This window comes from Nostoc sp. DedQUE07, from assembly GCF_034530975.2.
Lineage (GTDB): Bacteria > Cyanobacteriota > Cyanobacteriia > Cyanobacteriales > Nostocaceae > Nostoc.
This window is the reverse complement of record NZ_JAVRCC020000103.1, coordinates 1-8,826: the sequence shown is the minus strand read 5'-3', so window position 1 is coordinate 8,826 and position 8,826 is coordinate 1. Positions and strand designations below refer to the sequence as shown.

7 protein-coding genes and 1 tRNA gene are annotated in these 8,826 nt (G+C 39.3%); 1 reads left to right on the top strand and 7 read right to left on the bottom strand.

The window, feature by feature from the left end; translation table 11 throughout:
• Nucleotides 1–34: 34 nt before the first annotated feature.
• The 5 genes from RMZ95_RS33860 to RMZ95_RS33840 all read right to left on the bottom strand — a co-directional run bounded on the left by RMZ95_RS33860 (nucleotide 35) and on the right by RMZ95_RS33840 (nucleotide 3,131).
• Complete coding sequence (locus RMZ95_RS33860; RefSeq protein WP_322683094.1) at nucleotides 35–352, bottom strand: transposase; 318 nt, start codon at nucleotides 350–352, stop codon at nucleotides 35–37.
• A gap of 30 nt (nucleotides 353–382) precedes the next feature.
• Entirely contained in the window at nucleotides 383–658 is a 276-nt protein-coding gene (locus RMZ95_RS33855; RefSeq protein WP_409884521.1) for a transposase, read from the bottom strand.
• Nucleotides 659–760: 102 nt separating this feature from the next.
• A complete protein-coding gene (locus RMZ95_RS33850) occupies nucleotides 761–2,167 on the bottom strand; it encodes a 1-acyl-sn-glycerol-3-phosphate acyltransferase (RefSeq protein WP_322683096.1) in 1,407 nt (468 codons plus the stop codon).
• Nucleotides 2,168–2,333: 166 nt separating this feature from the next.
• On the bottom strand, nucleotides 2,334–2,780 hold the full coding sequence (locus RMZ95_RS33845) for a DUF2127 domain-containing protein (protein ID WP_322683097.1): 447 nt from the start codon (nucleotides 2,778–2,780) through the stop codon (nucleotides 2,334–2,336).
• Between the two features lie 278 nt (nucleotides 2,781–3,058).
• Nucleotides 3,059–3,131 (bottom strand) — tRNA-Ala (locus RMZ95_RS33840).
• A gap of 68 nt (nucleotides 3,132–3,199) precedes the next feature.
• On the opposite strand from RMZ95_RS33840, the gene RMZ95_RS33835 reads away from it, so the two are divergent.
• Complete coding sequence (locus RMZ95_RS33835) at nucleotides 3,200–4,114, top strand: rhodanese-related sulfurtransferase (protein WP_322683098.1); 915 nt, start codon at nucleotides 3,200–3,202, stop codon at nucleotides 4,112–4,114.
• 15 nt (nucleotides 4,115–4,129) lie between these two features.
• Here the strand turns inward: RMZ95_RS33835 and RMZ95_RS33830 are convergent, their stop codons facing one another.
• Together RMZ95_RS33830 and RMZ95_RS33825 are read right to left on the bottom strand one after the other, a co-directional pair.
• Complete coding sequence (locus RMZ95_RS33830) at nucleotides 4,130–5,629, bottom strand: ATP-binding protein (RefSeq protein ID WP_322683099.1); 1,500 nt, start codon at nucleotides 5,627–5,629, stop codon at nucleotides 4,130–4,132.
• Nucleotides 5,616–7,964, bottom strand: a complete 2,349-nt coding sequence (locus RMZ95_RS33825; protein WP_409884518.1) for a PAS domain S-box protein — start codon at nucleotides 7,962–7,964, stop codon at nucleotides 5,616–5,618. Before RMZ95_RS33825 ends, RMZ95_RS33830 begins: the two co-directional genes overlap by 14 nt.
• Nucleotides 7,965–8,826 lie beyond the last annotated feature (862 nt).

The window sequence follows — 8,826 nt, the reverse complement described above, 5'->3', positions numbered from 1 at the left end:
TCATATTTTTACTTCCTAGCTTTATCGTAAGCGATCATCCGGACATGATATAAATCCGCTCTAGTTCCTGAGTCAAGTATTCTGAGTGATAGCCATGATCTAGCAGAATGGTGATCTTGGGAATGTCGATAGGTTTTGACTTGAAGTAGTCGATGTTGAGAGTAAACATCTCAATTAATCCGGCATCATCCGAGACATTGGCACGAGTGCAGTGCGTAAAAAAGGGAAACCCAAGGGTGTCAATAGCCAGATGCCTTTTAATGCCGTTGGTAGCTTTGTAGAAACAAAAACCTTTCGACTCCACACTGGCATTGCAGGTATTTTTCACAGCTTGGGAGTCAATGATGATCAACGTCGTCCAGTGCGGTTTTTTTTAACCTGTTCACGCACAAGTCCTAAGTAAGACACTCATCAGTTCCTCCAATACTCCAGCAGCTCGCCATTGTTTGTAATGCCAATAGACCGTGGAGTAAGGGGGGAAGTCTTTAGGTAAGTCTTGCCAATTGCACCCATTTTTCAGTTGATAGAGAATTCCATTGAATATCTCTCGCTTTGTCCAGTTACTCGGTCGAGTCTGCTTCTTAGTCGGTAAGATCTCAAGCAATAAGGGTTCAAAATTTTCCCATTCTGCATCAGTGAAGTCGCTGGAATACGTCATTAGCATTGGATTTTAGATGCTGAGGAGTACCTTAATTCAAAACCTCACAAGATGTCAAATGGGTTCTATAGAGCGACAAACGCAAAAATCTGAGAATTTCTATTATCTAATCATCTTCTCTAAAGCGATTTGCAAATCTTTTGTCAAATCGCTCACAGCTTGTCTAGATGCTTGGCGATCGCCCTGACAATTTTTGAAGCGTTCTGTAACTGAAATTGGCTCTCCCACAGTGATTTGTGCCTGTCGCAAACCTAACCGAGGTCGCCCCGGAAGTGTTGTATCCTGAATTCTAGAAAGCATATCGAATACAAGCAAAGCTGTTTCTGCAAACCGTTCCGCCGTCGGTTGTTCCTGAATATAAGTAGCTGTGACTGCAACAAAACTTTCCACTATCCGCATATGCCGCATTCGCAAGTCAGCTTCTTCTGCAATCCAGTCTGCCAAACCGCGTTTGAAGGGTGCTAAAGCATTGATATCTGGCAAATCGTCTCGGTAAATGTAACTCCAGCCAGCCTCTTCTAAGCGGCGACAACGGTCAATAAAATTACCCTGCGCTTGAACTCCAAAATATTGCTCGGCAACTTGTAATGCCTTATCTAGTAGGCGATGGAGTCGGGCAATTAATACCTGATTAACACTCTTCGATTCATCAGTTGAGATGGTTTTGGGGATATCTTGATGATAGAAGCGACGATAAAACTCTTCCATCTCGGTAATTAGATATTCAGCCAACCTACAGAGGCGTTGATGGTAAATCTCTTCGCGATTACCCGAATCAATTTCCAAAACTTTCAAGCCACCATCAGCTTCTAACTTACTCAACAACCAATCGAGTTTAGACCAAGGTGGCTCAACGTAACTATATTGGATAGCGATCGGCACAACAATTACAGTCTCAGAACGGTTAGCTTTTTCTAAGTCTTCTACACACCAGAACCCCATTTGAGCAACACCAGGTTCTAAGGGGCTAACAATGCCACTATGACCATTAGTACCGCCTTCCGGCGCTACTGCGATTGGTAGTGCGCCATTAGCAAACAACTCTCGTGCATTTTGGATAGCTTGCCGATCTAGTCGCCTACCACGCCGAACCGGCACACCCCCCAGCAGAGAGAACAGCCAACCTAGCCACTTTCCAGCCCAAACTGTCATACCTCGGTCATAAAGAAAATAGCTGTGAACCAGGGATTTTAATGTAATACCTTTTTGACGAGCAACTTGTGGCACAATCCGAGAAAGCAAATACAGCATACAGAGGGGATCTTCCACCTCTGGGTGGCGAAATGCCAACAAAAAGCGAATTTTTCCAGCCTGAAATTGTTGATAGAGTTCAGCTAATACTTCAACATTCGTGGCTTCTATTTTGACAATCCCAGCCGGTAGCCAAGGGCGAGTGCGAAACCGTAGTGCGATCGGCAGTAACCACCGAACAATCTGGAGTACCAGCGGATTCAACCGTTGGGGAATAAATTTCAATGGTGGTTGAGTAGACTGAATCGATCTAGGCAAGTCGCTCTCCAGATTATATTTCTAGCGATTGTACAACGTGGGGGTCTTGGTTTTGCGTAAACCCTGAGCTTTGACGGTTAAGCTTTTTGATCGCTACCTTTCGCTGTTTTGCTTACTCAGCATTCCTAAACTTTTCAACGATAGACCCTAAGTATCGAATCAAAAATTAGTTTGGATGTTTCGGAAAATTTTGCAATAAATAGCCAAATACAGCTAAATTTAACACAAAAACTAATGTTTTAATCGGAGATATTCCTCGAATCAATTCATAAATCTCTGGTGGAATACTGATACCAACAAGTCCCAATACTAAGACATGTGCCCAACGCTTTTCGTACCATAAACCAACGGCTTCAATAGTGGTAACAATAGCATATATTCCGGTTCCGATGCTGCTAAATGCTAGAGTTCTAGGATTTAAGTTAACAACTTTCTTTAAAAGCCAATCAATAACGATCGATTTACCTTCTAAAACATAATTTTCTGAAAACGCCTCTAGAGTTTGATAATTTTTTAATGTCAATAATAAAGCGATCGAAGTAACCATAAGCAGCAAGGCGGTAAATGTTTTGTAGAGAACAATTGCCACTAACCCCAATGGACGCTTTTTCAAAGAACCCCCTAAGCATAGATAAGTCAAATTTTGAACGTCAAAATTACCTGAGTGCTGTCAAGTCAGAGTTCACCTCCTTATCCAGAGATTCTTCTAACTAAGTACGGCTTTGAATCGGTGCAATGAATGCAATACTATAATTTCCTCTCCCCGAACCCCCTGCTTAACAAGGAAAAATAATCCCATTTTTTGAAAATGAATCGGGTTTTATATTGATTTTAATGTGCGTAGACTAGCAAAAATAGCAGGCATCACACATTTCAATCAAAAATTTTCAATGGAGGTTAGCGGACTCGAACCGCTGACATCCTGCTTGCAAAGCAGGCGCTCTACCAACTGAGCTAAACCCCCATACTAAAATAGTAGATAACTTTGATTACCTTTGTTATTGTAACTTATATCGTTCTATTACCAAAGGAATGAAGCCAGAAAATATCCAAGTTGTCGCCACACTGTATAAATTTGTTAAGCTGCCAGATTTTGCCGAGAAACGAGATTCTCTGCTGTCTTACTGCCAAACGCAAGGTGTCAAGGGCACTATTTTGCTGGCACTTGAAGGGATTAACGGGACAATTGCTGGTTCGCGTCAGGCGATTGACTCAGTTCTCTGGTTTTTGCGTTCTGACCCCCGTCTAGCAGACTTAGAATCCAAAGAGTCCTATACCGAAACCCCACCTTTTGAGCGGATGAAGGTGCGGTTGAAGCAAGAAATTGTTACTTTGGGGTTGCCAGAAATTGACCCAACTGAGCAAGTTGGCATCTATGTCAATCCCCAAGAATGGAATAATTTAATTTCCAATCCAGAAGTAACGGTAATTGACACCCGCAATGATTATGAGGTGAATATCGGTACTTTCCAAGGGGCAGAAAATCCCCAAACTGAATCATTCCGCGAATTTCCCGATTATGTGCGCCACCATCTCGACCCAACTAAACACAAAAAGGTTGCTCTCTTTTGCACAGGCGGCATTCGCTGTGAAAAAGCTTCATCTTTCATGCTTGCACAAGGCTTTGCAGAAGTCTATCATCTCAAGGGCGGCATTCTGAAGTATTTGCAAGAAGTTCCAGCACAAAAAAGTTTATGGGAAGGAGAATGTTTTGTTTTTGATGAGCGGGTAGCCGTTAGTCATGGATTGGAGAAAGGAAGTTATGAGTTGTGCCTCTGTTGTGGGCGTCCGATTTCTGAAGAAGATAAAGTGTCTCCCAAATATGAGCAAGGTATCTCCTGTCCCTATTGTTTTGATAGCCTCACCGAGGAGAAAAGAGCGCGTCAGCAAGAAAAATGGCGCTACTACCGAACCCAAGTTGGCAATAAAAATCAGGATGTGAGTTGAAGAATAATTTATAACTCATGATTCAGAATTTAAGGGCAAAATTACTGTAAATTTAGTACCAACTCCAACTTCACTTGTGACACTGATTTGACCCTGATGAGCATCAACGCATCTTTTAACAATTACTAACCCCAATCCAGTACCCTGAATTGATTTAACATTTGAGGCTCGGTAGAATGATTCAAACAGTCGAGCTTGGTCTGCTTCTGGAATACCCATACCCCGATCTTGAATATAAAAAATTGCTACTTTCTCAATGGGATCGCATATTAAATCAAACTGAATCTTGCCACCTTGGGGAGAATATTTAACCGCATTTGAGAGAAGATTTGCAAATAGGTAATGTAAGAGTCCTTCATCCATGACAGCGGACGTATTCTCACTATGACAGGTAAAACCAATTTCACAGGCGCTGCTTTTAACCATCAAAAAATCTTCGATTAACTCTTGACAAAATTGCTCTAGGTTAAGAGGAGCAGGGTTGAATATGAGTTTTTCTGCTTCTGCTCGACCCATAAACAGCACTTCTTCCATGAGTTTTTCCATAGATTGGACAGCGCCTTGAATTCGCTTTAAATAGATGCCTCTTTTTGTATCTGTTAAATTTGCTCCCTGCATTTCCATGAGTTCTACTGCGGTTTGAACAACAGTTAGAGGATTACGGAACTCATGAGATACAGTAGAAATAAATAGGGATTTGAGACGGTTAAGTTCTTGCTCCTTCTCTAATGCTTGCTCTAGCAATTTTGTTTGGTGTCGTTCGCTAAGATCCCAAAAAACAACTACTACACCATTTATCTGGTCAGTTCCTCGCTTCAGTGGTGAAGCACTATCGCCAATGGGAATTCTTTTGCCATTTTTTGTAATCAGAGATGTGAATTCCCCTAAATAAACAGCCTGTTGCTCGCGCAGCACTTTTGTCACAGGGTTTTCTAATGTTGTCTCTGTCACTTCATCGACAATATGAAAAATTTTTGCTGCTTCATTTCCTAAAGCATCTTTTTGCTCCCACCCAGTCAGTGCTTCAGCTGCGGGATTCATGAATGTCATCTTTCCCTGCTCATTAGTAGCGATTACAGCATCACTCATTGAGTTTAAAAGAGTTGCTAACTGATCTCGATTTTCCCGCAGTTCGCGTTCTAATCGGTGTTTTAACAAACCAATCTCGATCGCAATTTTTAAATCTTTTGTAGTAAATGGTTTAACTATGTATCCAAAAGGCTGCGTAATTTTGGCTCTTTCTAAGGTATGGTCGTCGCCATAAGCGGTTAAATAAATTACAGGTACATCTAACTGCTCGCGAATCTGAGTGGCAGTAGCAATACCGTCCATATCACCTTTAAGAATAATATCCATTAATACTAGTTCTGGTTGAGTTTCCGATGCCTTGGCAATGGCAACTTTTCCAGATGAAGCTGTACCCGTAACAATGTATCCTAGCTGATTAAGTTGACTAGCAATAGTTCTAGCCACAATCACTTCATCTTCAACGACTAAAATCCTAGCTCGATCCATTTGATATTGATGAATGCAAAGTTAACTGCGTAAATTTTATGTTGAATACTGTTCCGCGATCGCGTTCTAGAGTAATATCGCCTTCTAGTTGTTCTGTAACCAAGTCATGTACTAACGACAGACCTAAAGAATCAGTATTTCTCCAATCTAAATTATCTGGTAAACCAATCCCATTATCTCGGATAGTCATCTCGATGCTGTTGTCAATATTGTGTAAAGCGATACTAATTGTGCCTACTTGTTGATTGGGAAAAGCGTGTTTGAGGGCATTGGAGATTAATTCGTTAATCACCAATCCACAGGCGATCGCTTGATCGACATTCAAGCTTACTGAATCTATATCAGTTTCTAGAGAAATTTTACCAGGGCATATTTGATAGGAAATTAGTAAGCTAGCTGCTAAATTATTGATATAGTCAGCAACATCAATTTGTCCGATATTAGCGGAAGTATATAAATTTTTGTGAATTAGAGATATTGACTCAATTCGATTTTGACTCTCTCGAAGAACTTTGATTATTTCCGGGTCTTTGAGTGTTTGAGACTGAAGTTGTAATAAACTGGAGACAATTTGCAAATTGTTTTTAACTCGATGATGAACTTCTTTTAAAAGAACTTCTTTTTCAGCTAAGGCTGTTTTTAACTTTATTTGAGCTTTTTGTCTTTGAAGAAGTTCAGTTTGAGCTTGCGCTAAGATGCTGGATTGTTGAATTGCGATCGCTAATTGGACTGTTACTCGATCGAGCAAATCTAATTGATTTTCTTCCCACTCCCGAAAACCAGAGCATTGGTGAGCAATCAGTAAACCCCAAATGTGAGAGCCAGGGTTTTGAGAGCTTACTTCTAGTAAAATCGGCACAACTAAATTTGCTTTCACCTCAAACTGTTCTAACAGGCGAATATGGCAATCAGTTAGTCCAGCTTCATAAATATTAGCGATCGCTCGTTTGCGTCCCTGATAATATTCCACTCCTGCACCTGTTTGAAAACACGTATCAGGAATCTCCACACCTAAAGAAACCGTCCATCCAGGTTCCACTGATTCTGCCATAATTGTGCCGATCATCTCTGAGTTAAATTGATAAACTACTACTCGATCAACCCCAAGTAAATCTCGCACTTCTTGAACTGTTGCATTCAAAATATCTTGAAGATTCAATGATTGACGAATCCGTTGAGCAACAGTTCGCATCAATTGCTCCCGCTCGGCTTGGGCTTTTAGAGCTAGTTCAGTTTGCTTACGTTCTGTGATATCTTGCCCAATACCAATAATTTGACCATTTGAAAGGTAAACATTAGTCCAAGAGGTATCCAGTAAACGACCATCGCGCACCTGAGTTTTAAAGTCACCCCAAATACGTTGTGCAGACTGAATAAAATTAATTACATCCTGTCGATATTCAGAATTAGGATATAGCACTTCTAAGACATCACGAGTTTGGAAATCTTGAAATTTCCAACCGAGAATATTTTCCCATTCTTGGTTCACCCACTGGAGTTTACCATTGGCATTGACCAGGGCAATCATCAATGGTATGTTCTCAAAAATTATCCGCAAAAACTCATTTTGTTCTTGAAGTTTTGTTTCGGCGTTTTTGCGGTCATTAATATCATTAAATACTGTTAAAATGGCTGACTCATTGTTAAAAACTAAATATTGTAAAGAAGCGATCGCCCAAAAACGAGTTCCATCTGCTTTTTTTAATTGCAGTTCATAATTATGAATAAACCCTTGTTGATTAAGAACTTTTAACAGTGCTTCTAAATCTGTCAAATTATGATACAAATCTACAACTTTTTTGCGATTAACTAAATACTCTGGAGAAAACTGAAATGTATGAAGAGACTCTGTATTAGCGTATAAAATCAACCCATCAGACACACGCGAAATAATGAATGGAACAGGAATAGCTTCAGAAATAACTCGAAATCTAGCTTCACTTTGTTGAAGAGTTCTTTCTATTTGTTTGTGTTCTGTGATATCTCGTATATGAACTAAACGAGCCTTATAATTGCCATAGTCTATTGTCTGTGTGAAAATTTCAACATCAATAATCTGTCCGTCTTTTCGCTGATGTCGCCATCGTCCAGTAAAGTCCAAGCTAGAATGCTTTTGTCGTAAATATTCAAGTAAGAGAGGCACATCTTCTGAAGGGCGAACGTCACTTATTCGCATTTGCAAGAACTCTTCTCGTGAGTAGCCGTAGTGGACAACAGCAGCTTCATTTACATCTAAGAATTGCAGATTATTCTGGTTATATACCCACATAGGATTGGGATTTTTAGAGAAAAGGAAATTAAAACTCCTTTGGCTTTCATTTTCAGAAAATAGCATTAGTGGTTTTGTGATAAAAGTTTTTATTATATACTAAAATTTAATTATTTTAAATCTAAAATAATTATTAATTTCTTTGCAAAATTTGTTTTTTACGATCCAATCTTCTACTGATTCAGAATTTCATGTATAAGCTCTTTGATATTTAGGGATAAAAAATTGGTCTGTACTCAAAGAGACTTCTTACAGAGATATATGTCGGTTCAATATTTATGCAAATCTCCAGTGTAAAATATGTCTGATAGTTTACACTAAGAAAATATCACTTGCACAGCTAGGGGGAAGATAAAATAGCCTGAAATGCCTACATATTAAATAATGTGGCAATTTATGATAAAACAACAAAAAGACTTAATTATCAATAAGCCTTCTTTAATGATAAATTTGTCTGAATTCTACGAAAGACACCTGAAACAGGACTTGGACTTGTTTAATACTAAAAATCCTAATTTATTACAATCGATAAAAACTATCAACATAGAAGCATTTGCTACGGCTTTACCATAGCAATACTTTATGAAAGTAGATGAAAGAAAATTCAACGGTTTTGATCTTTAAATTATATAAATGTTGAAGAGATATGGTTTCCTATAGTAAAAAATTGGCTGGCTAGAAATATATTTTTCCTTAACTCAAGTCATTTACGTAGTAATTGACCGAACTAATAATTGATGTCTATTCCCATATATATATTTTGAATTGTTAGGAAAAGTGGGTTAAAGCAACTTGTAATTCTTATACATTAAAACAAAAAGCGCCCTCTGGTAACGGAGGGCGCTTTCTTATTTAGCTAAACTTCAGAATTAACCGTTGATAGCAGGAGCGCTTATTGCTACAGGAGCAGAATCGCCAGCAGCCAAAT

Excerpts from the sequence above, each read along its gene's own strand:
- RMZ95_RS33835 (WP_322683098.1), top strand. The coding sequence starts at position 3,200 with ATGAAGCCAGAAAATATCCAAGTTGTCGCCACACTGTATAAATTTGTT.
- RMZ95_RS33830 (WP_322683099.1), bottom strand. The coding sequence starts at position 5,629 with ATGGATCGAGCTAGGATTTTAGTCGTTGAAGATGAAGTGATTGTGGCT.
- RMZ95_RS33855 (WP_409884521.1), bottom strand. The coding sequence starts at position 658 with ATGACGTATTCCAGCGACTTCACTGATGCAGAATGGGAAAATTTTGAA.
- RMZ95_RS33825 (WP_409884518.1), bottom strand. The coding sequence starts at position 7,964 with ATGCTATTTTCTGAAAATGAAAGCCAAAGGAGTTTTAATTTCCTTTTC.